Source organism: Stenotrophomonas maltophilia group sp. SKK55 (assembly GCF_057179845.1).
This window is the reverse complement of the sequence record NZ_JBXUHP010000004.1, coordinates 110,033-133,685: the sequence shown is the minus strand read 5'-3', so window position 1 is coordinate 133,685 and position 23,653 is coordinate 110,033. Positions and strand designations below refer to the sequence as shown.

Below are 23,653 nucleotides of genomic sequence, written 5' to 3'. Positions count from 1 at the left end.
CGCTACCGGTTGCAGTCAGCCAGAGATGGCCAGGCGTTCGTTGTGATAGCGGCGCACCGCCGCGAACCACAGCACGGCGGCCAGGCCGAGGCTGGCGCCGAGGTAGATCGCCCAGACCGCCGGGGTGATGATCTCGTGGCGGATCACTTTCAGCAGCATCTGGTTCTGCGACAGGAACGGCACGGCGTACTGCCACAGCTCGCTCTTCAGCGGATAGGCCACCAGTGCGTAGCCGGGCAGCATCGGCAGCAGCATCAGCCAGGTCATGTGGCTCTGCGCTTCCTTCATGCTCTTGGCCGCGGCCGACAGGAAGGTCAGCAGCGAGGTGCCGATCAGCAGCATCGGCAACATCACCAGCAGCATCTGCAGCATCGAGCCGACGTTCATGTTGAACTGGCGGCCGATGTTGCCGGGCGCGATCTGCGCGCTCACCTTGAACGCGACCAGGGTCAGCAGCAGCGACACGAAACCGACTACGCAGGCGGCGGCGATCTTGCCGCTGACGATCGCGCTGCGCGAACCCGGCGTGGCCAGCAGTGGCTCCAGCGACTGCCGCTCGCGCTCGCCGGCGGTGGCGTCCATCACCAGGTAGGCGCCACCGATGAACGAGGTCAGCGTCAGCAATACCGGCAGCAGCATCGACAGGATCATGCCGCGCTTGGCCTCGGCACTGGCCAGGTCCTGGCGCGCCACGTCCAGCGGGCGTGCCACTTGCGCGTCGATGCCGCGTGCCATCAGGCGCAAGGCACCGACCTGGCCGTTGTAAGTGGCCAGCGCCGCCTCCAGGCGTGCACTGGGTACTTCGGCCGCGCGACGCGTGCTGTCCTTGATCACCTCCACCAGCGCCGGCTTGCCCTCGGCCCAGTCCTTGCCGAAATCATCGCTGATGCGCAGCGCCACATCGATGTCCTGGGTGCGGATGGCCTCGGCCAGGTCCTTCGGTGCCGGTGCGGCATTGAGGCCCTGTGCGGCGAGGAAGCGCACCAGGTTCGGCGCGTTCTCGGCGCCGATGGTCGGGATCTGCAACGGCTCTTCGATCTGGGTGCGCACCCGGCTCTCGGCCAGCTTGCCCATGCCCAGCAGCAGCACCGGGTACAACAGCGGCCCGAACAGCAGGGTCAGCAGCAGCGTGCGGCGGTCACGCGACAGGTCGCGCAGTTCCTTGCGCATCACCGTCATCAGGGTCGACATCATGCTCATGCGTGCAGGCCCTCTTCGCTGCCGATCAGTTTCACGAACGCATCTTCCAGGTTGGCTTCGCCGGCCTGCGCACGCAGCTCGTCGGCGCTGCCGGCAGCCATCACCGTGCCCTTGGCGATGATCACGATGTGGTCACACAACGCCCCCACCTCCTGCATGATGTGGCTGGACAGGATCACGCAGCGCCCCTCATCGCGCAGGCCCAGCAGGAAGCGGCGCAGCGCGCGCGTGGTCATCACGTCCAGGCCATTGGTCGGTTCATCGAGGATGACGTTGCGGGGGTCGTGCACCAGCGCGCGGGCAATCGCGGTCTTGGTGCGCTGGCCCTGCGAGAAGCCATCGGTCTGCCGGTCGAGGATGTCACCCATGTCCAGCGCGTGCGACAGCACCTCGATGCGTTCGCGGATGCGCTCGGCAGACAGGCCATGCAGTTCGCCGAAGTAGGCGATGTTCTCGCGCGCGGTCAGGCGCTTGTAGACGCCACGCGCATCGGGCAGCACGCCGAGGTGGCGGCGCACCTCCACCGGATTGAGGGCGGCATCGATGCCATCGACAGTGATGCTGCCCTGGTCGGGCGTCATCAGTGTGTACAGCATGCGCATGGTGGTGGTCTTGCCGGCACCATTGGGGCCGAGCAGGCCGGTGATCTGCCCATCCCCGGCGCGGAAGCCGACGTTGGCGACCGCCTGGATGCGGCCCGTGCGGGTATCGAAGGCCTTGTGCAGGTTGTCGGCGACGATCATGGTTCCCATCCGTTGAACGAGGTGAACGCCGGCACGTAGCTCAGCGTGTCCAGGCAGCCGGCATCCAGCGCCTTGGCATCGGTCTTGTCGATGAACTGTCCGAGCAGCCGCGGCATGCAGCCGGCGGTCAACGTGCCGTGGCCCTGGCCACGGGCGACCAGCGCACGGCCGTTGGGCAGGCCCTTGAGCACCTGTGCGGCGTAGCGCGGCGGCGTCACCGGGTCCAGCTCACCGGACAGCAGCAGTGCCGGCACGTCGCTGCGCAGCGGCACGGCATCGGTTGCCGGCGCCGGACGGTGCGGCCACACCGGGCAGGCCGCGAAGAACGCGCTGGCGACCTCGTTGCCGAACAGGCGTTCGGGATCTTCGGCCGGCGCGTGGTAGCGCGGTGCATCCTCGCTGCAGATCACCGACCATTGCATGCCGCGGTTGATCTGGAAATCCATGCTGCGGTTCGCGCCGCGCGCCAGCGATGCCAACGGGGCATAGCGCCCCTGTGCGGCTTCATCCAGCACCAGTGGCAGCAGCGAGGAATACTGCGGCACGTAGGAGAAGGCGAAGGCAAGGCCGACCACGCTGTCCGGCGTCAGGACATCCTGCCGGGGTGCGTTGGTACCCGGGTCGCGATACTCGACCGAGACCGGTGCACGGCGCAGGGTGTCGACCACGCTGCGCAGCTGCGCGCGGGTATCGGTCGGGAAACGCTTGCTGCACGCGGCATCCTTGCGGCACTGCGCCGACTGCAGGGCGATCGCATCCTCGAAGGTGGTTGCGAAGTCGCCACCGATCACCAGCTCGTTCGGTACCACGCCATCGATGACGATGCTGCGGGTGTGCTGCGGGTAGGCCCCGGCATAGCGCTGGGCCACGCGGGTACCGTAGGAGCCGCCAACCAGGTTGAGCTGGTCCACACCGAGCGCCGCACGCACCGCATCCAGATCGGCGATCGCCTCGGTGGTGGTGTAGAAGCGCGCATCGGCACGCCCCTGCAGCGATGCGGCACAGCGCTGGGCGTAGTCGCGCAACGCTGCCTCGGAAGGCGCGGCATCCTCTTCCACCTGCAGCGGCTTGCCGTCCGCGCCCAGGCAGCTGAGCGGGTTGGAGCCGCCGGTGCCGCGCTGGTCGATCAGGAACACGTCGCGCTGTTTGCGCACCTGGCGCAGTGCAGTGTCGACGATGACCGCCACCTCGCTGGCCGCCTGGCCGGGGCCGCCGGCCAGGAAGAACACCGGGTCCGGCTGGCTGGCGCCGCTGCTGCCCGATTCCAGCCAGGCGATACGCAGGCCGATCCGGCGACCGCCGGGCTGGGCCCGGTCCTCCGGCACCTGCAGGGTGGCGCACTGCGCCTCCACGTTGGCGCTGGCGCCTTCGGTAGACAGCGTGCAGGGCTGGAAGTCGATCGTGCCGAAGCGGCGGCTGGGTGCATCGCTGGCGCTTCCGGCGTCGGCCGGCGGCGGCTGGCTGCACCCGGCAAGCATCAGGCTGGCCAGCATCCCGGCCAGCGCGAGGTGGTGTCTTTGCATCGTGCTCGTTTCCCCTGGAGGACGTTCCTGTCGACCACGACGGGCTGCCGCGGAAGATGTGACCCAACTTACACGGGCAGCGCGCCGACGGCGATGGGCAATGACGAATCCGCCGCCAACGGCGCGCAGACCAGGCAGTCCCGCCCCTCGGCCTCGGCCGGCACAGGGCGGCATCGGCGGCGGACCGCAGCGCCCCATGGGCCAGTGCCCCGGCCCGACGGCGATGCGGGGTCTGAAAACGGCGGGCACGGCCGCCGGCGCACGCGCAGAATCCGCCGCAGACCCAGGAGACGCCCATGCACACGTGGTACCTCGGTGGCATCGACCATCGCCCCTTCCTGCACCTGTTCGAGATGAGCGACAGCGCGCTCGCCGCGCTCGGCATCCAGCGTCGCTGGGCCGGCGCCAACGGCGGACATCCCTGCCGGATCAGCCTGAGCGATCCCGCGCCTGGCAGCGAGCTGCTCCTGCTGTCCCACGTCCACCTGCCGCTGCATTCGCCGTACCGCGCCGCCGGCCCGATCTTCGTGCAGCGCGGCGTGACCCGTTGCGTCCTGACGCCGGGCGAGGTGCCCCCGTATGTGCAGCGCCGGATGATTTCGATGCGTGCCTATGACCACGCCGCGCTGATGTGCGGTGCCCAGGTCTGTGCGGGCACCGAGGTGGCCGACCATCTGGATGCACTGTTTGCCGACCCGTCGGTGGCGTTCGTCCAGCTGCACAACGCGGCGCATGGCTGTTTCTCGTGCCAGGCAGATCGGGTGGGTACCGGGACCGCGTAGCGTGATCTCCATGACGTGATCGATGCCACGCCGATCACGTGACATACAGCGCATCTGTTCAGCCCTGCGTGAAGCCTGCGGGAAGGGCTTCACATGCGCAGTCACGGATCGGCACTTCGATGGTTCCGTCGCCTGCATCGCGACTCGATACTCGCCGTGGTGCCGCCGGAAGTCCGCCGCGCAGCGCAGCGCCTGCGGTCACCGTTCCCTTTCGACGACCACAAGGATGCGCCATGTCATTCCGATCCACACCACTGTTGCTGGCCACCTCGTTCGTGGCTGCGGGCCTGTGCCTGGCCGGCAACGCGTTCGCCCACGGCACCATGACCACGCCTGTCAGCCGCGTCTACGCCTGTTTCCAAGGCAACCCCGAGAACCCGACCAACCCGGCCTGTGCCGCCGCCAAGGCCATCGGCGGTTCGCAGGCGTTCTACGACTGGAACGGCATCAACCAGGCCAATGCCAATGGCAACCACCAGGCCGTGGTACCCGACGGCAAGCTGTGCAGCGGCAACAACCCGACCTTCCGCGGCCTGGACGTGAACCGCAGTGACTGGCAGACCACGCCGATCCAGCCCGATGCCAATGGCAGGTTCACCTTCGTGTTCAAGGCGACCGCACCGCACGCCACCCGTGACTGGCGCTTCTTCGTCACCCGCGAAGGCTGGCAGCCGGGCAGCCCGCTGCGCTGGGCCGACCTGCAGGAGTTCTGCACGCTGGGCAATACACCGCTGTCGGCCGATGGCACCTACAAGCTGCAATGCACGTTGCCGCAGCGCACCGGCCAGCATGTGATCTACAACACCTGGCAGCGCTCGGATTCGACCGAGGCGTTCTATACCTGCATGGATGTGCGCTTCCAGGGCGGCGGCGGAACGGCACCGGCAACGCAGTGGCAGGATGCCGGCCCGGTCACCGCGCGCGGCGAGCTGCCGGTCGGCACCACGTTGGCGCTGCGCGTGTTCAATGCCAACGGCAATGATGTCGAACGCGTGGAAGCCACGCTGACCAGCGGCCAGACTGCCGCCGCACAGTGGCCGCTGGTGCTGGCACGCAAGGTCAACGCCAGTGCGCAGCACGCACGCGTGGGCGTGCTCAGCAACGGCGTGATCACGCCGGCCGCCTCGGCCACCGACAACCGGGTGTACCTGAAGGACGGCAACCGCTTCCAGCTCGACACCCAGGTGCCGGACGCGGGCACGCCGTCACCGGGCAGTGATTTCGACCACGTGTACCCTGCGGGCATCGGCAGCTACATCCCCGGCCAGACCGTGGTGAAGGGTGCCGACGGCAAGCTGTACGCCTGCCGCCCGTTCCCGGAAGGTGCGTGGTGCAACGTCAATGCCGAGGCATATCGCCCCGGTGTGGGCAGTGCATGGCGCGATGCTTGGATTGCATACTGAGACCGGGTACAGGGAACGGTGGCAGAGCGCCGTTCCCTGCATAGCGTGAGACGCGACAGCGCGTGAGTGTGAAGCCGTTCCCATATGCAACCACGCGATGCTTTTTTCAACGTAATCCGATGGATGCGGGCGGGCGGGATGCCGAGACTTCGCGGGGTTTCACCACCCACAGGAGATCTCCATGCATCTGTCACACCGGACTGTCTTCGCGCTGTCTGTGATCGCAGGCATTGCCACCTCTGGCAGCGCGTTCGCCCACGGCACCCTGTCCAAACCCGCCAGCCGTGTCTATGCCTGTTACCAGGGCAATCCCGAAAATCCGACCAACCCCGCCTGCGCTGCCGCCAAGGCCATCGGTGGTGCGCAACCGTTCTATGACTGGGCCGGGATCAACCAGGCCGAGGCCAATGGCAACCACCAGGCCGTCGTGCCCGATGGCGAGTTGTGCAGCGGCGGCAACAGCAAGTACCGCGGCCTGGATCTGAACCGCAGTGACTGGCCGACCTCGCCGATCCGCGCCGATTCGCGCGGGCGCTACACCTTCGAGTTCAAGGCACCGGCCCCGCATGCTACCCGCGAGTGGAAGTTCTACGTCACCCGCGACGGCTGGCAGCCGGGCAGCCCGCTGCGCTGGGCCGACCTGCAGGAATTCTGCACGCTGGGCAACGTGCCGGTCTCCGGCGACGTCTACAAGCTGGATTGCCCGCTGCCCAAGCGCAGCGGCCAGCACATCATCTACAACACCTGGCAGCGCTCGGATTCCGGTGAAGCGTTCTATACCTGCGCGGATGTGCGCTTCGAAGGCGGTGGTGGCGTTGAACCGCCGCCGCAGTGGCAGGACGCCGGCCCGGTCACCGCCCGCGGTGCATTGGAAGAAGGCACCACCCTGACGCTGCGCGTGTTCAACGCCCAGGGCAATGATCTGGAGCGTCCGGAGATCACCCTGGCCGCAGGCCAGACCGCTGCGAACCAGTGGCCGCTGGCGCTGGCCCGCAAGGTCAACGCCAGTGCACAGCAGGCGCGTGTGGGCGTAATGAGGAACGGCGTGATCACGCCGGTCGCCTCGGCCACCGAGAACCGCGTCTACCTGAAGCCGGGCAACCTGTTCCAGATCGATACCCGCCTGCCGGGCCCGGTCGATCCGGTCGATCCGCCGCCGGGTGACGACTACGACTTCGTGTATCCGGCCGGTATCGGCAGCTACACGCCGGGCGAAACCGTGGTCAAGGGCACCGACGGCAAGCTGTATGCCTGCCGCCCGTTCCCGGAAGGCGCGTGGTGCAACATCAACGCCGATGCCTATCGCCCGGGCACCGGTTTCGCCTGGCGCGATGCCTGGGTCGCGTACTGAGGCAGGCGACCGGCGGCGGTGTGGCACCGCCTCCGGTTCTTGGAGTTGCCGGCCAGCGGCCGGCACTACCAGGGTTCGTGGGGCTGCCGGCCAGCGGCCGGCACTACCCTGACTTACTTGCTGCTGACGTACTTCTCGCGGCGGATCTGCGGGTTGCCCAGGCCGGCGGCCTTCAGCAGCTCGGCGCAGGCATCGACCATGTCCGGGTTGCCGCACAGGTAGGCGATGTCGGTGGCCGGGTCCGGCGTGAAGCCGGCCAGCGCCTGCTGCACGTAGCCGTGCTGTACGTCCGGGTGCGGATCAGCCGGGAGTTCACGCGACAGGCACGGAACATAGCGGAAGTTCGCGTGTTTTTCGGCGAAGCTGTAGAAATCTTCGCTGTACAGCAGCTCGCCCGGGCTGCGCGCGCCCTGCAGCAGCACGATCTGCACGCCGCGTTCGGCCATGGCCTTCTCCAGCAGCGGCAGCATCGAGCGGTACGGGGTAACGCCGGTACCGGTGGCGATCAGCAGGTAACGGGCGTTGTGGTCACCGGGATTCAGGCAGAACCGGCCATAGGGGCCGGACGCACTGATCTGGCTGCCCTGCTCCAGTGCCTCGAACAGGGCCGTGGCGGCGCCACCGGGCACGAAACTGACCGCGATGTCCACCGCCTCGCCCGGGCCCAGCGCATGGTCGTGGATGGTCGCCAGCGAGTAGCTGCGCTTGGTTTCGGTGCCGTCGGCGTAGCTGAAATGGACCTGGATGAACTGGCCGGGCTGGAAATCCAGCGGCTGCCCATCGTCACGCACGAACTGGTAATGGCCGACGGTCGGGGCCAGCATGCGGCAGCCGACCAGCTTGAGGGGGAATTGAACAGGCACGACTTTTCGGGACAGTGTGTAGCCGGGGCAAGCCCTCGGGGTCTTCTATAATAGCCCCTCCCCGCCCCTCTCCAGCGCCAGCCCATGGGCGCGAAGGCTTCGAGCTTGGCATCCCAGAACGATACGGCGCCCGCCCTGCGCGTGCGCGACCTGCGCAAGACCTATGACAACGGCACCCAGGCCCTGAAGGGCGTTTCCCTGGAAGTGGCCCCGGGCGACTTCTTCGCCCTGCTCGGCCCCAACGGGGCCGGCAAGTCGACCCTGATCGGCATCATCAGCTCCCTGGTCAACCTCAGCGAGGGCCAGGTGGAAGTGTTCGGCAGCGACCTGGTGCGCAACCGCAGCGCCACCATGCGCCTGATCGGCCTGGTGCCGCAGGAAATCAACTTCAACCTGTTCGAGAAGCCCTTCGACATCCTGGTGAACTACGCCGGTTTCTACGGCGTGCCGCGCGAGGAAGCCGAAAAGCGCGCCGAGGAAGAGCTGAAGCGCGCACACCTGTGGGAAAAGGCGCAGGTGATGAGCCGCACGCTGTCCGGCGGCATGAAGCGCCGGCTGATGATCGCCCGCGCGATGATGACCCGCCCGCGGCTGCTGATCCTGGACGAACCCACCGCCGGCGTGGACATCGAGATCCGCCGCGACATGTGGCGCGTGCTGAAGGAGATCAACGGTGCCGGCACCACGATCATCCTCACCACCCACTACCTGGAAGAGGCCGAGTACCTGTGCCGCCACCTGGCGATCATCAACCATGGCCAGATCGTCGAGCAGGGGCCGATGCGCACCCTGCTGGCCAAGCTGGACGTGGAAGGCTTCCTGCTGGACATCGACGGTGACCTGCCGGCACAGCTGCCGGTGATCGAGGGCGCGACGCTGACCGCGCCGGATCCGCACACGCTGGACATCGACATGCCACGCGCGATGGACCTCAACCGCGTGTTCGCCACGCTGAACGAGGCGGGTATCCGCGTGCGTTCGATGCGTACCAAGAGCAACCGCCTGGAGGAGCTGTTCGTGCGCCTCACCGGCAACATGGAGAAGCCTGCATGAGCACCACCGAGCTGACCGACGGCCAGCGCAACCGCATCGCGCTGATGACCATCGTGCGCCGCGAAGTCGCCCGCATCATGCGCATCTGGGGCCAGACCCTGGTGCCGCCGGCGATCACCATGACCCTGTACTTCCTGATCTTCGGCAACCTCATCGGGTCGCGCGTGGGTGACATGGGCGGCTACACCTACATGCAGTTCATCGTGCCGGGCCTGGTGATGATGAGCGTGATCCAGAACAGCTACGGCAACATCAGCTCCTCGTTCTTCGGCGCCAAATTCGGCCGCCACGTCGAAGAGCTGCTGGTCAGCCCGATGCCGAACTGGGTGATCCTGTGGGGCTACGTGGCCGGCGCCGTGCTGCGCGGCCTGATGGTGGGCGTGATCGTGCTGATCATCGCCATGTTCTTCACCCCGGTGCGCATCCCGCACCCGCTGGTGACGCTGACCACGGTGCTGCTGGGCGCAACGATCTTCTCGCTGGCCGGCTTCATCAATGCGGTGTACGCGAAGAAATTCGACGACGTGGCGATCGTGCCGACCTTCATCCTGACCCCGCTGACCTACCTGGGTGGCGTGTTCTATTCGGTGAAGCTGCTGCCAGGCTGGGCCGAAGCGGCCACGCACGCGAACCCGATCTTCTACATGGTCAATGCGTTCCGCTATGGCCTGCTGGGCAGCAGCGATGTGCCGCTGCCGGTGGCCTACGGCCTGATGATCGGTTTCGTGGTGGTGCTGACGGCGCTGGCCCTGTGGCTGCTGCGCCGTGGCGTGGGCATGCGCAGCTGAGACCTGCGTGGTAGTGCCGGCCGCTGGCCGGCAACACCAGATCCACGCCATGCGTGGATGCAGCAGCCTGTAGAGCCGAGCCTACGCTCGGCTCTTTTTCGCCAGCAATCTCCGGCACAATCGCAGTTCTGATTCCCCCCAGAAAACGGTGAACGTGCAATGCGCATCCTGATCCTCGGCGCCGGCGGCACCGGCGGTTACTTCGGTGGCCGCCTGGCCCAGGCCGGCGTGGACGTGACCTTCCTCGTGCGCCCCGCGCGCGCCGCGCAGCTGGACCATGATGGCCTGGTCATCCGCAGCCCACTGGGTGATGCGCGTTTCCCGGTTCAGCACGTCACGGCTGATGCACTGCCCGCACTGGCCGCGCAGAAGCCCTTCGATCTGGTCATCCTCAGCTGCAAGGCCTACGACCTGGACAGTTCGATCGATGCCATCGCCCCGGCAGTCGGAGCGAACACCACCGTGCTGCCGATCCTCAACGGCCTGCACCACTACAACGCACTGGATATGCGCTTTGGCCGCGACGCGGTGCTCGGCGGCCTGTGCTTCATCAGCGCCACCAAGGCGCCCGATGGCGCGGTGCTGCATCTGGGCAAGCCGGCCAAGCTCACCTTCGGCGAGCGCGACGGCGGCGCGATCTCCGCGCGCGTGCGCGCCTTGGCTGCGGTCTGCGCGAAGGCCAACCTTGATCACCTTGCCAGCGAACGTATCGGCCAGGAACAGTGGATCAAGTACACATTCCTGACCGCGCTGGCCGCGGCCACCTGCCTGCTGCGCGCGGATATCGGCACCATCGTCGCCACCGATGATGGCGAAGCGATCGTACGTGGCCTTTACGACGAGTGCCTGGCCGTCGCCGAAGCCGCCGGTGAACCGGTTCCGGAGGCAGCGCAGGACACTGCGCGCGGCACGCTGACCCAGGCCGGCTCGGCGTTGAAGGCCTCGATGCTGCGCGATCTGGAGGCCGGCCAGCAGGTGGAGGCCGAACAGATTGTTGGCGACATGCTGGTGCGTGCGCGCAGGGCTGATCAGGAAGCCCTGCTGCTGCAGGTTGCCTACAGCAGCCTGCAGGCCTACCAGGCACTGCGGGTCGCGTGAGTACCGCCTTGCAGGCCAGCCCGTTGCCCGCGCGGGTACTGATTCTCGGGCTGGGCTGGAGCGGACGCGTGCTGGCCGCGCAGCTGCAGGCGCACGGCGTAGGCGTGGCCGGCACGGTGCGCGATCCCTCGTTCGCGCCGGACGATGGCCTGCCGCGGCATCAGCTGCACGCCGACACGCCACCGTCGCCTGCCCTGCTCGATGAGATCGCACAGGCCGATGCCGTGCTGTGCAGCGTGCCACCGGATGCTGAAGGGGACCCGGCACTGCGCCTGCTGCTGCCCGCGCTGCAGGCCAGCCCGGCATTGCGCTGGGTCGGCTATCTGTCGTCGACCTCGGTGTATGCCGACCGCGCCGGCGGTTGGATCGACGAGCGCAGCGCGGCCGACGCCACTGAAGCGGCTGGCGTGCAGCGCCTGCTCGCGGAAGCCCAGTGGCGTGCACTGGCCGGACAACGCGGCATCGCCTCGGCGGTGTTCCGCCTGCCCGGCCTGTACGGGCCGGGTCGCAATGCGCTGGTGCAGTTGGCGCAGGGCCGTGCACGCCACGTGGTTCGCCCGGGCCAGGTGTTCAACCGACTGCACGTGGATGACCTGGCAACCGTCGTCATCGCCGCAATGCAGCGACCGACGCACAAGGGCCTGTACCTGCCCAGCGACGACGAACCGGCACCGCCACAGGATGTGCTGGCCTTCGCTGCGCAGCTGGGTGGGTTTGCGCTGCCGCCCGCCGTGGCCTGGGATGACCCGGCACTGAGCCCGACGCTGCGGCGCTTCTACGAGAGCAACAAGCGCATCGACAGCCGTGGCACGCGTGAAGCGCTGGGGTGGCAGCCGCGCTTCCCGAGTTACCGTGAAGGCCTGACGGACCTTGCCGCTTCGCTCGCCGCGCATGGCCCGGCGCTACCGGACAGCGCTTTGTAGAAGCCGAGCCCATGCTCGGCTGCTCTCCGTGTCCGTCGCGCTGCGCGCGACGAGCCGAGCATGGGCTCGGCTCTACGGATCAACCCGCGTCGGGCAGGCGGAAGAACGCGCGGGCGGCCGCCGTGGCATTGGCCGCGGTCACCGCAACGTCCTCGCCACGGTCACGTGCCAGCTCTTCCACGATGTGCGACAGGAACATCGGCTCGTTGCGCCGGTCCTTCGGCATCGGCTTCAGCGTGCGCGGCAGCAGGTACGGCGCGTCGGTCTCGATCATCAGGCGGTTGGCCGGGATGTTCTTCACCAGTTCGCGCAGGTGCGCGCCACGGCGCTCGTCGCACAGCCAGCCGGTGATGCCGATGTACCAATCCTGGTCCAGATAATCGAACAGCTCATCGCGTTCGCCGGTGAAGCAATGCACCACCGCCGGGCCGATGCGACCTTCGAAATTCTTCATCTGCGCCATGAAATCGGCGTGCGCGTCGCGCTGGTGCAGGAACAGTGGCTTGCCGTTGTCTGCCGCCAGCTGCAGCTGGCGCTCGAACGTTCGGTGCTGGGCCGGGCGCGGCGAGAAATCACGGAAGTAGTCCAACCCGCACTCACCCACCGCCACCACTTCCGGGTGGGCGTGCAGCGCGCGCATCTCGGCATCGCATTCCTCGGTGTACTCCACCGCGTGATGCGGGTGCACGCCGGCGGTGGCGTACAGGAAGCCCGGATGCTGCTGGGCCAGCTGCACCGCCAACGGCGAGTGCTCGCGGCTGGCGCCGGTGATGACCATCTGCACCACGCCGGCCTGGCGCGCGCGGTCCAGCACGGCATCGCGGTCGCGGTCGAAGGAGTCGTGGGTCAGGTTGGCGCCGATATCGATCAGGTGCATGGTCATCGTGGGGGAAAAGTGCCCGCGCATTGTACCTGCGCCCGCCGTGGCCCCTTATCCTTTGCACATGACCGCCCCGCTCTTCCCGATTTCCCCGCTGCTGCCGCAGATCCAGCAGCACCTGGCCGCACAGTCGCGACTGGTGCTGGAGGCCCCGCCCGGTGCCGGCAAGACCACCCAGGTGCCACTGGCCCTGCTCGACGCACCGTGGCTGCAGGGCCGCAAGATCATCCTGCTGGAACCGCGCCGGGTGGCCGCACGCAGCGCGGCGCTGTTCATGGCGCGACAACTCGGCGAGGACGTCGGCGGCACGGTCGGCTACCGCATCCGCTTCGAGAACAGGATCTCGTCACGCACGCGCATCGAAGTCGTCACCGAAGGCATCCTGACCCGCATGCTGCAGGACGACCCGATGCTGGAAGAGGTCGGGGCAATCCTGTTCGACGAATTCCACGAGCGCCACCTCAGTGGCGACCTCGGGCTGGCGCTGGCGCTGGACGTGCAGGCGCAGCTGCGTGACGACCTGCGCCTGGTGGTGATGTCGGCCACGCTGGACGGCGAGCGGCTGGCACGCTTCCTCGATGCACCGCGCCTGAGCAGCGAGGGCCGCAGTTACCCGGTGGCGATCAGCCACTTCCCGGCGCGCCGCGATGAAGCACTCGAGCTGCAGGTGCGGCGCGCTGTGCAGCAAGCCCTGGTCGAGCACCCCGGTGACCTGCTGGTGTTCCTGCCCGGCCAGCGCGAGATCGCACGGGTGCAGGCGGGCCTGCAGGAATCGCTCAATGGCGATGTCGAGGTCCTGGCGCTGCACGGTGAACTGCCGGTGGAACAACAGGCGCGCGTACTGCAGGCGGCCAGCGATGGGCGCCGCCGCGTGGTGCTGGCCACCAACGTCGCCGAGTCGTCGGTGACGTTGCCCGGCGTGCGCGTGGTGATCGACAGCGGCCAGGCACGCGAACCGCGCTACGACCCCAACAGTGGTTTCACCCGGCTGGATGTGGTGGCCATCGCGCAGGCATCGGCCGACCAGCGCGCGGGCCGCGCCGGCCGCGTCGCCGAGGGCGTGGCCTGGCGGCTGTGGCCCCAGTCGCAGCGGCTGGAACCGCAGCGCCGCGCCGAGATCGACCAGGTGGAACTGGCCGGACTGGCACTGGAACTGGCGGCCTGGGGCAGCAGCGATCTGCGCTTCCTCGATCCGCCCCCGGCGGGTCCGATGGGCGCGGCGCGCGAACTGCTGCAACGGCTCGGCGCCCTGTCCAGCAGTGGCGCGATCACCGAACTGGGCCGGCGTGTGCTGGCGCTGGGCACGCATCCACGGATGGCGGCGATGCTGCTGGCAGCGCCCGATGCCCGCGCCCAGGCGCTGGCTGCCGACCTGGCCGCACTGCTGGAGGCGCGCGACCCGTTGCGCCAGGGCGGCGACGCGCTGGCGGCCCGCTGGCGCGCACTGGCCGCGTTCCGCAATGGCCGCACACCGGGCGATGCCAACCGCAGCGGGCTGGCCGCGATCGATGCCGCCGCCAAGCAGTGGCGTCGCCGCCTGCGCTGCGAAGCCACGCCGCCGGCCAGCATCGAGGCCCATGAGCTGGGCGACCTGCTCGCGCACGCCTTCCCTGACCGGATTGGCTTCCAGCATCCCAGCGATCCTCTGCGCTACCTGCTGGCCAATGGCCGCAGCGCGCGCCTGCACGAGCTGAGCGACCTGCGCGGTGAGCCGTGGCTGGTGGCCAGCGAACTGCGCTTCGAGGCGCGCGATGCACTGCTGCTGCGCGCCGCGCCGGTGGACGAGGATCGGCTGCGCAAGGCGTGGCCGGAGCGCTTCGTCACTGAAGACGTGGTGCGCTGGGACAGCGAACGACGCGCCCTGGTGGCGCTGCGCGAGACCCGTTTCGACCGCATCGTGCTGGACAGCCGCTCGGCCGGCCGGGTCGATCCGCAGCACGCCGCGCAGGCACTGACCGACGCGGTGGCTGAACTCGGTCTGCAGGCGCTGCCGTGGACCGAGGGCCTGCGCCAGTGGCAGGCGCGCGTCGAGTCACTACGGCGCTGGATGCCGGAGCTGGACCTGCCCGACTGCAGCGACGCGGCGCTGCTGGCCAACCGTGCGCAGTGGCTGCAACCCGCGTTTGCCGGCAAGAGCCGTCTGGATGCGCTGGACGAATCCAGCTTCGGTGAGGCACTGAAGTCGCCGCTGGAGTGGTCGCAGCGGCAGCTGGTCGAGCGTCATGCGCCGACCCGCATCACGGTGCCGTCCGGACTGGAGCGGCCGATCACCTATGCGCTGGACAGCGAGAGTGGTGACCCGCTGCCGCCAGTACTGGCGGTGAAGCTGCAGGAACTGTTCGGCCTGGCCGACACGCCGCGCATCGCCGATGGCCGCGTGCCGCTGACCCTGCACCTGCTCTCCCCCGGCGGCCGCCCGCTGCAGGTCACCCAGGACCTGCGCAACTTCTGGGAAAGCACCTACGCCGAAGTGAAAAAGGAAATGAAGGGGCGCTACCCGCGCCATCCGTGGCCGGACGATCCGTGGACCGCGACAGCCACGCACCGCGCCAAGCCGCGTGGAACCTGACGGGTAGTGCCGGCCGCTGGCCGGCAATGCATTCCACAAGGTGCTCCGGGACTGCCGGCCAGCGGCCGGCTACCGGTTTGGGACCCTGCCTGATCCTGAATGGCTGCGGTAGAGTCACACCACGTGCGTCCCCGACTGACATACCGTTTACGGGCAACGCGCGACACTGGACTTCGACCCGAGGCAAAGGACCCCCGCATGAGCAAGCTGACCGTAATCACCGACCGCGCTCTGGAGCGCGCCCTGGAGCTGGCCCACACCGCCGGCGATGGCCTGAAGAGCGCCGGTGGCAGCCTGCGCAACGCGGATTGGATCAAGACCGGCGCCGCCCTCGGCGCAGTGAAGACCGGCGGCAAGGTCGCCACCAAGTTCGTGCGCCGCAATCCCGCAGTGGCCGTGGCCGCTGCTGCGGTGGGTGTCGGCCTGCTCGGCTATGCGCTGTACCGCAAGCAGCAGAAGAAGAAGGCTGCCAATGGCCACGTGGTGAATGGGCAGGCGCAGCGCATCAGCGCGCGTGACCGCCGCAACGACACCGTCGTGGACGAGCACAGCGATATCGGCAGCGACGCCTGAGCCTGCCGGGGTCGGATCCCTTCCACAGGAAGGGCTCTGACCCCAAGGCGCTCCATGAGGGCCGGATGCCGCGAGGCCTCCGGCCCTTTCTGTTTCAACCGATCTGCCGCCACTGTCCGGGCTGCAGGTCCTCCAGCCGGTACGGTCCCATCGACACCCGCACCAGCCGCAACGTCGGCAGGTTCACTGCCGCTGTCATCCGCCGCACCTGGCGGTTGCGGCCTTCGCGGATCGTGATCGCCAACCAGCTGTCCGGCACGGTCTTGCGGAAGCGTACCGGCGGATCGCGCGTCCACAGCGTCGGCGCCGGGTCGAGGCGCTCGATCTTCGCCGGCAGGGTCGGCCCATCGTTGAGCACAACGCCATCGCGCAGCTGTTGCAGCTGCTCGTCACTGGGCGTGCCTTCCACCTGCACCCAGTAGGTCTTGTCGGCCTTGTGCCTGGGGTCGGTGAGCTTGTGCGCCAGCGTGCCGTTGTCGGTCAGCAGCAGCAGGCCCTCGCTGTCATGGTCCAGGCGGCCGGCGGCATACACGCGCGGCGGCAGGCCGAATCCGGCCAGGGTCGGCCGCGGCGGCACGCTGCGGTCGGTGAACTGGCAGAGCACGTTGAAGGGCTTGTTGAAGGCGATCAGCATTGCAGGCACGGCGGGCGGCGGATGGGGCATTGTCCCACGCATCGCGCCCAGGCAACTGTAGAACCGGAGGCAGCGGCAGGAGCCGCTGCCAACGTCGCGTGCGACGGTCCGAAGGGTGCCGGTCAGGACGGCCGGCATTGCCCACGCTCGGCTGCTGTTGTGCTCCGTCGCGCTGCGCGCAATGAGCCGAGCATCGGCTCGGCTCTACGGGGCACTCCGCGCTGGCGCTACGGCGTGCCGGCTTACGGCTTGATGAAACGCAGGGTCATGCGGTCGCTTTCGCCGATCGCCTGGTACTTCGCATCATCGGCCTTGTCGTGCTGGTTGGTCGGAGGCAGCGTCCACACGCCATTGGGGTGGTCCTTGGTGTCGCGCGGGTTGGCGTTGACCTCGCTGCGCGCGTCCAGCTTGAAACCGGCGGCCTCGGCCATCGCGATCACCTGCTGCTGGCCGACATAGCCGGTGTCATCGTCGTCGGCCACGTCGGTCTTGGCGCGATGCTCGACCACGCCCAGCACGCCACCCGGCTTGAGCACGTTGAAGAAGCCCTGGAACATGCCCTGCGCCTGGCCGGCCTTGCGCCAGTTGTGCACGTTGCGGAAGGTCAGCACCACGTCGGCTGAATTGGCCGGGCCGAACACCGGCTTGGCCGGATCGTAGGCCACCACGGCGGTCTTGCCGAACTGTGCCGGCGCGCCGGCGTACTTCTTTTCCAGGCTGTCGCGGCTGCGCTGCTGGTAGTCACGGCCACGGCCTTCGGGCACCGCCATCGGATCGACCACCGCAGCGACGTAATGGCCCTTGTCATGCAGCAGCGGCGCCAGGATTTCCGAATACCAGCCGTTGCCGGGGGTGATCTCGATGACGGTCTTTTCCGGTGCCACCTTGAAGAACGACAGCGTCTGCGCCGGATGGCGGAAGCCATCGCGCTTGACGTTGTTGGCATCGCGGGTGGGCGCCTTTACCGCCGCGTCGATGGCCGGCAAGACCTCGATCTTCGCCGGTGCCACCGTGGCCGGTGCGGCGAACGCGGGAACAGCAGCAAGCAGGGCCGAAGCAAGCAGCAGTCGGCAACCACGCAGGGACGAAGCAGGCATCATCGGGACGACTCCAGCGGAAGATGCGGCGAGACTAGCAGTCGCAGCGTCCCAGGTGTTCACAAAACGTTAGCGGCGTGCGCGTCGCGGAACACTGTTTTGTGGTCGTCGCCGCAGCACGGTCACACATCGCGTTCTATTCTGGAACACTTCCCCCAAGGAGTCCGTGCCCATGACGGCAACCCGCGAACTGGGCCGTTCCGGCCTTCATGTACGTCCGCTCGCCTTCGGTGGCAACGTGTTCGGCTGGAGCGCCGATGAGAAGGCCAGCTTCGCCCTGCTCGATGCCTTCGTCGATGCCGGCTTCAACCTGGTCGACACCGCCGATGTGTACTCGGCCTGGGTGCCGGGCAATGTCGGCGGCGAATCGGAGACGCTGATCGGCAAGTGGCTTGCCCGCAGCGGCAAGCGCGACAAGGTGGTGCTGGCAACCAAGGTGGCCAAGTGGGCCGAACGCCCCGGCCTGACCCCGGACAACATCAATGCGGCGGTCGAGGATTCGCTGCGCCGGCTGCAGACCGACGTGATCGATCTGTACCAGGCCCACGAGGATGACGAGTCGACGCCGCTGGAAGCCACACTGGCTGCGTTCGGCCGCCTGATCGAGGCCGGCAAGGTGCGTGCGATCGGTGCTTCCAACTACAGCGCCACGCGCCTGGCCGATGCGCTGAAGGTGTCCACCGACTACAAGTTGCCGCGTTACGAAACCCTGCAGCCGGAGTACAACCTGTACGACCGCGCCGGCTACGAAAGGGAACTGGAACCGCTGGTGCAGCGCGAGCAGATCGGTGTGATCGGCTACTACGCGCTGGCCAGTGGCTTCCTCAGCGGCAAGTACCGCACGCCGGCCGATGCAGCCAAGAGCCCGGCGCGTGGCGAGACGGTGGTGAAGCGCTATCTGAACCCGCGCGGCCTGCGCATCCTGCAGGCGCTGGATGACGTAGCCAGCAAGCACAGCGCCAGCGCTGCGCAGATCGCACTGGCCTGGCAGATCGCGCGGCCGTCGATCACCGCGCCGATCGTCAGCGCCACCAGCGTCGAACAGCTGCACGACCTGCTGGCCGCAGCCAACGTATCGCTGAGCGTGCAGGATGTCGCGCAGCTGGATGCCGCCAGCGCCGAATCATGAGACCCGGTAGTGCCGGCCGCTGGCCGGCATGACACGTACATCGAAGAAAATAATTCAACAAAATGGTTGCGCGCGACTAAATCGTGGTTTATCGTGCGCACCTCGTTTCAACACCCACTGGAAACTTCCCTTGAACGCGCATTCCTTCGCCATCGCCAAACTGCTGCCATGCCTGCGCATGGACCGGCCGGCGCGCGCGTTCGGCAAGGAAGACCAGCTGACAACGGCCTGATACCCGCCCTGCGGAGATCGGCCACCCCGATCTCCGAGGCCTGACGACGCCCTCGGAACGCAAGTCCCGGGGGCGTTTTCGTTTGCGTCGGCACAAGGACCCGCGATGCCAGAACTGCACCCCGCGCGGCGACCCGCCGCTCACTGACCCAGGTTTTTCTGCTGCGCCGGAGGATTTTCTCCGCGTGCATGGCAACGCCTGGACATTATCTGCATCGCACTCAAACATTATCGCTCGCCGATAATGTCGGTGGCCTGCACCCTCGATTCTCCAACGGTCCCGTTTCAACCACGGGCTGGTGCGCGCGGCGTTGCCGTGGCGTATGCCGGCGGTCGCGGACATGCCATCGCCTGGATCGCCTGCTGGAGGCAGGCGCCGGTTCGCCGGCACGCGGTTCGATTCCGCGCGGTTCACCACTGGATAGCTCAGTCGGGTAGAGCAACGGATCCGTAATCCGTCTGTCGTGGGTTCGACTCCCACTCCAACCACATGACCTTTCACGTCATGACTTGAAGCAACACCCGGGGCGCAAGCCCCAGCGGCCATCGTCGCCGTCCACGGTCACTGCCTTCGGGCGGGGGCGTGGAAGGCAACGGACCGCACGCCGGGCCTCGGCCCGCCGTCACTGCCAGCCACGTTCCGCCCCGGTGCTGCCTGCCGGGAACGACGATGGCAGCACTGCCGGTGCACCGAAGGCTCCGCGCGCGGACCGTCCGCCGATGGCCGCCCTCTTCCGCTGCCTGCACGTGGTGTGCAGGCGGCCTCGCCACGACCTGATCGACCCGGGTCTTGGCGATTCATCCGCAACGGGTCGAACCACCAGAGCCATACAAGGAGAGACTCCCATGTTCTGGACCATCAAGGTCGTGATCGGCGACGGCGAGCGCGGCCTGGTGTATCGCAACCGTCGTTTCCAGCAGATCCTGCTGCCGGGCGTGCACCGCCTGTCGCCGTTCGGCGGCCGCCCGCACGTGGACATCCACACCGCATCGAAGGGCGCGGCCTACACCGGCAGCGACCAGGACAGCCTGATCGAAGCGCTGGGCGCACAGCTGGACACGCACTTCGTGCTGGCCAACGTCGGCGCCGGCGAGGTCGGCCTGTTGCTGCGCAACGGCCGCATCGACGAGGTGCTGCCGCCGGGCAGCCGCCGTCTGTACTGGCGCGGTTCGGTCGACACCCAGGTACGCGTGATGGCGCTGGGTGACGAGCCGCGCATCCCGCTGGACGTGCAGCAGCGCCTGGGCCAGCTGGGCGTGCTGCCGCGTGTCGCGGTGATCAGCACCGTGCCGAGCGAGTCGGTCGGCCTGCTGTTCATCGATGGCACGCTGCGCCAGACGCTGGACGCCGGCCTGCATGCGTTCTGGAACTTCAACGGCAACGTGTCGGTGGAGCGCGTGGAGCTGCGTGCGCGTTCGCTGGACGTGTCCGGCCAGGAACTGCTCAGCCGCGACAAGGTGACCCTGCGGGTGAACCTGGCCGCGACCGTGCAGGTGGTCGACCCGGTGCGTGCACACCGCACGCTGAGCAATGCCGATGAATTCATCTATCGGCAGCTGCAGTTCGGCCTGCGCCAGGCGATTGCCGCGCGCAGCCTGGACGAGCTGCTGGGCGACAAGGCAGCACTGGACGGTGAGATCGCCGCCCATGTGCAGGCGGCGATCGAGGGCCACGGTGTACGTCTGCTTGGCGTGGGCATCAAGGACGTGATCCTGCCGGGCGAGATGAAGGAGATCCTCAACGGCGTGGTGCTGGCCGAGAAGCAGGCCCAGGCCAGCGTGATCCGTCGCCGCGAGGAGGCCAACGCCACGCGTTCGCAGCTCAACACCGCAAAGCTGATCGAGGACAACCCGGTGCTGATGCGCTTGAAGGAGCTGGAGGCGCTGGAGAAGGTCACCGAGAAGATCGACACGCTCACCGTGTTCGGCGGCCTGGATGGCGTGCTGAAGCAGCTGGTGACGATCAGGTAGGGGGTCGCGGCGGCGCAGGGACGCGCCGCCGGCCCATCAAGGACATTCAACAAGACAATGGACATGCAACAGAACTATCAATGGCTGCACGCCGAGGGCACCACGCCGATCAAGGGCTGGGTCAACGGCGTGCCACTGGAAGCGCAGGCGCATGAGCAGCTGCGCAACATCGCCGCGATCCCGTTCGTCGGGCCGTGGGTGGCGGTGATGCCGGACGTGCACCTGGGCAAGGGCGCGACCGTCGGCTCGGTGATCCCGACCCGCGGTGCGATCATCCCGGCCGCAGTCGGCGTCGACATCGGCTGCGGCATGGCGGCCGTGCGCACCACGCTGCGCGCCAACGACCTGCCCGATGACCTGCGGCAGCTGCGCAACAGCATCGAGCGCAGCATCCCGGTCGGCAACGGGCGCGGCGGCGAGCATCAGCGCATGCCCGACAGCATCCATACCCGCCTGGTGCAGTCCGGACTGGCCGCCGGCCTGGAGAAGATCAAGGACAGGCACCGCAGGATCCGCACCGACAAGCTCGACCGCCAGCTCGGGACACTGGGTGGTGGCAACCACTTCATCGAACTGTGCCTGGACGAGACCGACACGGTGTGGGTGATGCTGCACAGCGGGTCGCGCGGTACCGGCAACCTGATCGGTACCTACTTCATCGAGAAGGCGCGCGAGGAACTGGCCCGGCGCGTGCTCGGCTTCCACCTGCCGGACAAGGACCTGGCCTTCTTCATGGAAGGCGAGCCGCTGTTCGATGACTACGTCGAAGCCGTGTCGTGGGCACAGGACTACGCCCGGCAGAACCGCGAGGCGATGATGTCGCGCGTGCTGGCCGAGATGCGCCACCGGCTGCCAAAGTTCCAGCTGGCGGCGATGGCGGTGAACTGCCACCACAACTACGTGCAGAAGGAAACGCACCACGGGCAGGAGCTGCTGGTGACCCGGAAGGGGGCCGTCAGTGCCCGCGAGGGTGAGCTGGGCATCATTCCCGGCAGCATGGGCACGCGCAGCTACATCGTGCGTGGCAAGGGCAACGCGGACAGCTTCCACAGCTGCAGCCACGGTGCCGGCCGGGTGATGAGCCGTGGCGCCGCGCGCCAGCAGATCACGCTGGCCCAGCACCGCGAGGCCACCGCGCACGTGGAATGCCGCAAGGACAGCGGCGTGCTGGACGAGTCACCGGCCGCGTACAAGTCGATCGACGATGTGATGGCCGCGCAACTGGACCTGATCGACGTGGTGCACACCCTGCGCCAGGTGTTGTGCGTGAAGGGGTAATGGAGCGGTGCCGGCCAAGGCCGGCACCCACCGCACCCAATGGCAGTAGATCCACGCCATGCGTGGAGGGAACGGCGCCGACCAGGGTCGGCCTCTACCTGTGCAACGTTCAGCGCGCGCTGCTGTCTTCAGCCACCAGCGCGTGGTGCACGCCGATGCCCGCGCGCACGCCTTCGGCCATGGCCAGGGTGATGTTGCCGACCGTGGTCGCATCGCCTGCGGCATACACGTTCGGCACCGAGGTCTGCTTCATCATGTCGACCTCGATCAACTCGCCCAGCGGGCTCTCGGCCAATGTGCAACCCAGCTGCTGCACCAGCGGCGTGGCCATCACCTGGGTGGCCGGCACGAACAGCGCCCGCTGGGCGATGCGGCGGCCATCGGCCAGCTCCACTTCCAGCCAGGTCGGCTGGTCGCCCTGCACGCCCAGCACCGGCGACGTCTCGATCTGTACGCCGCGCTGCTGCATGGCAGCCCGTTCCTCATCGGTGATCGGCAGGCCCTGGCTGAAGAAGGTGACATTGCCCCAGTCGGCAAACAGCGGCGCCTTGCTGGCGGACATCGGATGCCCGCCAAGCAGCCCGATGGCGCCACCGCCCACTTCGTAACCGTGGCAATAGGGACAGTGCAGCACGGTGCTGCCCCAGCGCTCGGCCAGCCCGGGCAGCTCCGGCAGCTGGTCGGCGATACCGCTGGCCAGCAGCAGCTTGCGCGCGGCCAGCACCTGCCCATCGGCGGTTCGTACTTCCACACCCACTGCGCCGGCGGTGGCCTGCACGGCCTCGGCATGCACCCAGCGCACGCTGGGGTAATCCAGCAGCTGCTGGCGCGCGGTCTTCAGCAGCTCGGCGCCGCTGATGCCATCCAGCCCCAGCACCCCGTGCGAATGGCTGGCGAAGCGGTTGCGTGGTGAACCGGCGTCGATGACGGTGACCGGGCGGCGGGCACGGGCCAGGATCAGGCCGGCGGCAATGCCGGCATAGCTGCCGCCGACGATGAGCACATCAGGATTCATGGTGACCTTCCAGGGAACGGTGATGGGCGAGATGGCGGGCGAAGTCGGCGCCGAGCTTGTCCAGCGTGGTCGCCCGCAGGCGCTGTTCGAGCAGGCGCTGTGCTTCGCGTGCACCCTCCAGCAAAGCGCTGTTGACCAGCTGCTGGATCGGGCAGCCACCGCCGGAATCACGGGTACCGACCTGTACCAGCGACGGTGCGCCCACCGCCAGGTAGACGTCATGCAGGGTGATGGCTGCGGCATCGCGCGCCAACTGGCTGCCACCGCCATGACCACGGGCGCTGTGAACCAGGCCCGCCCTGTGCAGCTGCGCCAGCAGGCGGCGGATCACCACCGGATGGGTCGGCAGGCAGGACGCCAGCTGCTCGGAGGTGCGCGGGCCGTCCTGGCCGACCAGGTGCGCCATCACGTGCAGGGCATCAGAGAGCAGGTTCGCGGATTTCATGTAACTACATTAGTTACATTTATATCCCCTGTCCAGGGTCCATATTCGTTCTATATGGACACATTTGTCCTATGAAACACTTTCTTCACATCAATAAACGAAAC

General features: G+C 67.8%; 21 protein-coding genes and 1 tRNA gene. 13 read left to right on the top strand and 9 right to left on the bottom strand.

What is annotated here, in order from left to right:
- Window positions 1-15 precede the first annotated feature (15 nt).
- Genes AC2A1N_RS02645 through AC2A1N_RS02635 form a run of 3 tightly spaced genes read right to left on the bottom strand, consistent with a single transcriptional unit; the run spans window position 16 to window position 3,466 of the window.
- A complete protein-coding gene (locus tag AC2A1N_RS02645) occupies window positions 16-1,200 on the bottom strand; it encodes an ABC transporter permease (protein ID WP_053496786.1) in 1,185 nt (394 codons plus the stop codon).
- Window positions 1,197-1,943 (bottom strand): ABC transporter ATP-binding protein, encoded by a 747-nt coding sequence (locus tag AC2A1N_RS02640; protein WP_134968857.1) that lies wholly within the window; start codon window positions 1,941-1,943, stop codon window positions 1,197-1,199. The genes AC2A1N_RS02645 and AC2A1N_RS02640 overlap by 4 nt, the downstream gene beginning before the upstream one ends.
- Window positions 1,940-3,466 carry an alpha/beta hydrolase gene (locus AC2A1N_RS02635; protein WP_061478994.1) on the bottom strand — a complete coding sequence of 509 codons (1,527 nt, stop codon included), beginning with the start codon at window positions 3,464-3,466 and terminating at the stop codon, window positions 1,940-1,942. Before AC2A1N_RS02635 ends, AC2A1N_RS02640 begins: the two co-directional genes overlap by 4 nt.
- 296 nt (window positions 3,467-3,762) lie before the next feature.
- Between AC2A1N_RS02635 and AC2A1N_RS02630 the strand changes: the two genes are divergently transcribed.
- From AC2A1N_RS02630 to AC2A1N_RS02620, 3 genes are all read left to right on the top strand, one after another.
- Window positions 3,763-4,248, top strand: a complete 486-nt coding sequence (locus tag AC2A1N_RS02630; protein ID WP_061478993.1) for a DUF1203 domain-containing protein — start codon at window positions 3,763-3,765, stop codon at window positions 4,246-4,248.
- A 233-nt stretch (window positions 4,249-4,481) separates the two neighbouring features.
- Window positions 4,482-5,651, top strand: coding sequence for a lytic polysaccharide monooxygenase (locus AC2A1N_RS02625; protein WP_061478992.1), 1,170 nt, complete (start codon window positions 4,482-4,484; stop codon window positions 5,649-5,651).
- Between the two features lie 181 nt (window positions 5,652-5,832).
- Complete coding sequence (locus tag AC2A1N_RS02620; RefSeq protein ID WP_061478991.1) at window positions 5,833-7,002, top strand: lytic polysaccharide monooxygenase; 1,170 nt, start codon at window positions 5,833-5,835, stop codon at window positions 7,000-7,002.
- A 113-nt stretch (window positions 7,003-7,115) separates the two neighbouring features.
- Here AC2A1N_RS02620 and AC2A1N_RS02615 read toward each other — a convergent pair whose 3' ends face one another.
- Complete coding sequence (locus AC2A1N_RS02615; RefSeq protein ID WP_072168039.1) at window positions 7,116-7,865, bottom strand: ferredoxin--NADP reductase; 750 nt, start codon at window positions 7,863-7,865, stop codon at window positions 7,116-7,118.
- A gap of 84 nt (window positions 7,866-7,949) precedes the next feature.
- On the opposite strand from AC2A1N_RS02615, the gene AC2A1N_RS02610 reads away from it, so the two are divergent.
- From AC2A1N_RS02610 to AC2A1N_RS02595, 4 genes are all read left to right on the top strand, one after another.
- A complete protein-coding gene (locus AC2A1N_RS02610; RefSeq protein ID WP_061478990.1) occupies window positions 7,950-8,918 on the top strand; it encodes an ABC transporter ATP-binding protein in 969 nt (322 codons plus the stop codon).
- Window positions 8,915-9,706: an ABC transporter permease gene (locus AC2A1N_RS02605; protein WP_061478989.1), complete on the top strand. Its 792-nt coding sequence runs from the start codon at window positions 8,915-8,917 to the stop codon at window positions 9,704-9,706. The genes AC2A1N_RS02610 and AC2A1N_RS02605 overlap by 4 nt, the downstream gene beginning before the upstream one ends.
- A gap of 159 nt (window positions 9,707-9,865) precedes the next feature.
- Window positions 9,866-10,804, top strand: coding sequence for a 2-dehydropantoate 2-reductase (panE, locus tag AC2A1N_RS02600; protein WP_061478988.1), 939 nt, complete (start codon window positions 9,866-9,868; stop codon window positions 10,802-10,804).
- Window positions 10,801-11,727, top strand: a complete 927-nt coding sequence (locus AC2A1N_RS02595; protein ID WP_061478987.1) for an NAD-dependent epimerase/dehydratase family protein — start codon at window positions 10,801-10,803, stop codon at window positions 11,725-11,727. The genes panE and AC2A1N_RS02595 overlap by 4 nt, the downstream gene beginning before the upstream one ends.
- A gap of 79 nt (window positions 11,728-11,806) precedes the next feature.
- Here AC2A1N_RS02595 and AC2A1N_RS02590 read toward each other — a convergent pair whose 3' ends face one another.
- The gene (locus tag AC2A1N_RS02590) at window positions 11,807-12,604 is read right to left on the bottom strand and encodes a TatD family hydrolase (RefSeq protein WP_061479042.1); all 798 of its coding nucleotides are present in this window, start codon (window positions 12,602-12,604) and stop codon (window positions 11,807-11,809) included.
- A gap of 67 nt (window positions 12,605-12,671) precedes the next feature.
- On the opposite strand from AC2A1N_RS02590, the gene hrpB reads away from it, so the two are divergent.
- Both hrpB and AC2A1N_RS02580 read left to right on the top strand, forming a co-directional pair.
- Window positions 12,672-15,176, top strand: a complete 2,505-nt coding sequence (hrpB, locus tag AC2A1N_RS02585) for an ATP-dependent helicase HrpB (RefSeq protein ID WP_061478986.1) — start codon at window positions 12,672-12,674, stop codon at window positions 15,174-15,176.
- Window positions 15,177-15,374: 198 nt separating this feature from the next.
- Window positions 15,375-15,749, top strand: coding sequence for a hypothetical protein (locus AC2A1N_RS02580; RefSeq protein ID WP_061478985.1), 375 nt, complete (start codon window positions 15,375-15,377; stop codon window positions 15,747-15,749).
- A gap of 94 nt (window positions 15,750-15,843) precedes the next feature.
- On the opposite strand, the gene AC2A1N_RS02575 is transcribed toward AC2A1N_RS02580, so the two are convergent.
- The gene (locus AC2A1N_RS02575) at window positions 15,844-16,383 is read right to left on the bottom strand and encodes a pseudouridine synthase (protein ID WP_061478984.1); all 540 of its coding nucleotides are present in this window, start codon (window positions 16,381-16,383) and stop codon (window positions 15,844-15,846) included.
- Window positions 16,384-16,625: 242 nt separating this feature from the next.
- Window positions 16,626-17,483 carry a class I SAM-dependent methyltransferase gene (locus tag AC2A1N_RS02570; protein WP_061478983.1) on the bottom strand — a complete coding sequence of 286 codons (858 nt, stop codon included), beginning with the start codon at window positions 17,481-17,483 and terminating at the stop codon, window positions 16,626-16,628.
- 169 nt (window positions 17,484-17,652) lie between these two features.
- Between AC2A1N_RS02570 and AC2A1N_RS02565 the strand changes: the two genes are divergently transcribed.
- The 4 genes from AC2A1N_RS02565 (at window position 17,653) to AC2A1N_RS02550 (ending at window position 22,089) form a co-directional block, all read left to right on the top strand.
- Entirely contained in the window at window positions 17,653-18,609 is a 957-nt protein-coding gene (locus tag AC2A1N_RS02565; RefSeq protein ID WP_061478982.1) for an aldo/keto reductase, read from the top strand.
- A 649-nt stretch (window positions 18,610-19,258) separates the two neighbouring features.
- Window positions 19,259-19,329 (top strand) — tRNA-Thr (locus tag AC2A1N_RS02560).
- A gap of 357 nt (window positions 19,330-19,686) precedes the next feature.
- Complete coding sequence (locus tag AC2A1N_RS02555) at window positions 19,687-20,811, top strand: slipin family protein (RefSeq protein ID WP_061478981.1); 1,125 nt, start codon at window positions 19,687-19,689, stop codon at window positions 20,809-20,811.
- Window positions 20,812-20,868: 57 nt separating this feature from the next.
- Window positions 20,869-22,089, top strand: coding sequence for an RtcB family protein (locus tag AC2A1N_RS02550; protein WP_242890557.1), 1,221 nt, complete (start codon window positions 20,869-20,871; stop codon window positions 22,087-22,089).
- A gap of 109 nt (window positions 22,090-22,198) precedes the next feature.
- Here AC2A1N_RS02550 and AC2A1N_RS02545 read toward each other — a convergent pair whose 3' ends face one another.
- Both AC2A1N_RS02545 and AC2A1N_RS02540 read right to left on the bottom strand, forming a co-directional pair.
- Window positions 22,199-23,104 (bottom strand): NAD(P)/FAD-dependent oxidoreductase, encoded by a 906-nt coding sequence (locus AC2A1N_RS02545; protein WP_242890553.1) that lies wholly within the window; start codon window positions 23,102-23,104, stop codon window positions 22,199-22,201.
- Window positions 23,094-23,549: an Rrf2 family transcriptional regulator gene (locus tag AC2A1N_RS02540; RefSeq protein WP_072168047.1), complete on the bottom strand. Its 456-nt coding sequence runs from the start codon at window positions 23,547-23,549 to the stop codon at window positions 23,094-23,096. Before AC2A1N_RS02540 ends, AC2A1N_RS02545 begins: the two co-directional genes overlap by 11 nt.
- Window positions 23,550-23,653: the final 104 nt, after the last annotated feature.

Coding starts and splice junctions, on each gene's coding strand:
- AC2A1N_RS02540 (WP_072168047.1), bottom strand. CDS start 23,549: ATGAAATCCGCGAACCTGCTCTCTGATGCCCTGCACGTGATGGCGCAC.
- AC2A1N_RS02565 (WP_061478982.1), top strand. CDS start 17,653: ATGACGGCAACCCGCGAACTGGGCCGTTCCGGCCTTCATGTACGTCCG.
- AC2A1N_RS02625 (WP_061478992.1), top strand. CDS start 4,482: ATGTCATTCCGATCCACACCACTGTTGCTGGCCACCTCGTTCGTGGCT.
- AC2A1N_RS02645 (WP_053496786.1), bottom strand. CDS start 1,200: ATGAGCATGATGTCGACCCTGATGACGGTGATGCGCAAGGAACTGCGC.
- AC2A1N_RS02550 (WP_242890557.1), top strand. CDS start 20,869: ATGGACATGCAACAGAACTATCAATGGCTGCACGCCGAGGGCACCACG.
- AC2A1N_RS02620 (WP_061478991.1), top strand. CDS start 5,833: ATGCATCTGTCACACCGGACTGTCTTCGCGCTGTCTGTGATCGCAGGC.
- AC2A1N_RS02555 (WP_061478981.1), top strand. CDS start 19,687: ATGTTCTGGACCATCAAGGTCGTGATCGGCGACGGCGAGCGCGGCCTG.
- AC2A1N_RS02590 (WP_061479042.1), bottom strand. CDS start 12,604: ATGCACCTGATCGATATCGGCGCCAACCTGACCCACGACTCCTTCGAC.
- panE (WP_061478988.1), top strand. CDS start 9,866: ATGCGCATCCTGATCCTCGGCGCCGGCGGCACCGGCGGTTACTTCGGT.
- AC2A1N_RS02640 (WP_134968857.1), bottom strand. CDS start 1,943: ATGATCGTCGCCGACAACCTGCACAAGGCCTTCGATACCCGCACGGGC.
- AC2A1N_RS02580 (WP_061478985.1), top strand. CDS start 15,375: ATGAGCAAGCTGACCGTAATCACCGACCGCGCTCTGGAGCGCGCCCTG.
- AC2A1N_RS02570 (WP_061478983.1), bottom strand. CDS start 17,483: ATGATGCCTGCTTCGTCCCTGCGTGGTTGCCGACTGCTGCTTGCTTCG.
- AC2A1N_RS02630 (WP_061478993.1), top strand. CDS start 3,763: ATGCACACGTGGTACCTCGGTGGCATCGACCATCGCCCCTTCCTGCAC.
- AC2A1N_RS02575 (WP_061478984.1), bottom strand. CDS start 16,383: ATGCTGATCGCCTTCAACAAGCCCTTCAACGTGCTCTGCCAGTTCACC.
- AC2A1N_RS02605 (WP_061478989.1), top strand. CDS start 8,915: ATGAGCACCACCGAGCTGACCGACGGCCAGCGCAACCGCATCGCGCTG.
- AC2A1N_RS02545 (WP_242890553.1), bottom strand. CDS start 23,104: ATGAATCCTGATGTGCTCATCGTCGGCGGCAGCTATGCCGGCATTGCC.
- hrpB (WP_061478986.1), top strand. CDS start 12,672: ATGACCGCCCCGCTCTTCCCGATTTCCCCGCTGCTGCCGCAGATCCAG.
- AC2A1N_RS02635 (WP_061478994.1), bottom strand. CDS start 3,466: ATGCAAAGACACCACCTCGCGCTGGCCGGGATGCTGGCCAGCCTGATG.
- AC2A1N_RS02610 (WP_061478990.1), top strand. CDS start 7,950: ATGGGCGCGAAGGCTTCGAGCTTGGCATCCCAGAACGATACGGCGCCC.